Source organism: Candidatus Phytoplasma gossypii (assembly GCF_030586975.1).
Taxonomy (GTDB): Bacteria; Bacillota_I; Bacilli_A; order Acholeplasmatales; family Acholeplasmataceae; genus Phytoplasma; species Phytoplasma citri.
This window is the reverse complement of the sequence record NZ_JAOSIT010000072.1, coordinates 1-1,333: the sequence shown is the minus strand read 5'-3', so window position 1 is coordinate 1,333 and position 1,333 is coordinate 1. Positions and strand designations below refer to the sequence as shown.

Here is a 1,333-nt window from a genome sequence, read left to right as displayed (position 1 = left end):
ATGATGTTAAACAAAGTCCAATTAATCGGCCGTTTGAGCCATAATTTAGAAAAACAATACATTAATAGCCATCACGAACAAATTCCCAAAATTGATTTTCAATTAGCTGTTAATCACAAAGAGCAAGATTTTAAACACATCAAAATATTTCTAGCCAAAGATAAACAAGGCTATCGGGTTAAAAAAATTAGATCTGGATATTTATCAAATTTAAATAAAAAAGAAACAAAAATTAATAAATAATTATTACCACTTTGTTACCATTCAGTTACCATCTTATTACCACTTTGTTACCGTTTGACACCCTTAATTTCTTTGCCAAACCCTACTTTAAGGGGAGTGATACTTTATATTTTATATCGTTTATATCGATAATTATAATTATAATCGATATTTGATATTATCGAGATATCATTCTTATCATTATCGATATCGATATCATAAAATCCTTTGCGTTAGAAATAATTTGGTTCTTTTAATTATATTAATTTTAAATTTATTTTAAATTTAATGGCCTGACCAAGGTTAGTGTGTTTGTATATTAAGCTAAGATAGCGCTAAAACGCTATTTAAAATTATAAAATCTTTACATATGACAATTAAAGTAATAATTAAGGATAATTTATCTTCTAGTCATAGTAAACTATTACTTACGGATTTAACCCCCCTAAAAAGTCCAAATAACCCCCTTCAAAACCACTATCTCCTTTTCCAAATCAATTATCAAAATGAAAAGAAAAATCAGATCAAAAAATTAATTGGGAAAATTGATGTTTCTAAATTAGTAACTTTACAGTTATATCCTCTAGATCCGAACAAGCGGGATAAATATGATAAGCCACTAAAAACTAACTATAAAAAGGGTTTAAATATTATTTATTTTGTATTATTGATGCTTTTAATAACCAAATAATCGCTTCACATGTTTCCGACCAACAAAATCAAGATTTAGTTTTAAAGACAATTAAAAACTCCCCCCAATTAAAAGCGCCTTGTATTATACACTTCGATCAAAGAACAGTTTATCAAACCAAAAAAGTCCAACAAACTTTAAGAAAAAAGGGTTTTTAATCAGTATGTCGCGAAAAGCCGCACTGAACCCATATTTTGTGACAACTTTTAAGAATATTAATAATCATCTCGATCGCTATTTAAGTCGGAAATATCTCCGCTTTTCTCGTGAACCAAACTTTTTGGAACTGCGCCATTTGTAGAAAGTTAAATGTCCAATAAAAGTTTTACTCAAGACAAAAACCAAAATTATTTTGCCTCCTCACTTATTAGTTAACCAAAAAAAAGAAAAAACTCGTCTCTAAAATAAATTATTTTTTTA

The 1,333-nt window shown here is 27.7% G+C and carries 3 pseudogenes; all 3 read left to right on the top strand.

Annotated elements, in window-relative coordinates:
• Window positions 1-3 precede the first annotated feature (3 nt).
• Window positions 4-123 (top strand): annotated as a pseudogene (locus OC698_RS03115) (single-stranded DNA-binding protein); the annotation flags it as partial.
• Window positions 124-610: 487 nt separating this feature from the next.
• Window positions 611-883, top strand: a pseudogene (locus OC698_RS03110) (phase variable surface lipoprotein); the annotation flags it as partial.
• A pseudogene (locus tag OC698_RS03105) lies at window positions 859-1,091 on the top strand (DDE-type integrase/transposase/recombinase); the annotation flags it as partial. The pseudogenes OC698_RS03110 and OC698_RS03105, both read left to right, overlap by 25 nt.
• Between the last annotated feature and the right edge of the window lie 242 nt (window positions 1,092-1,333).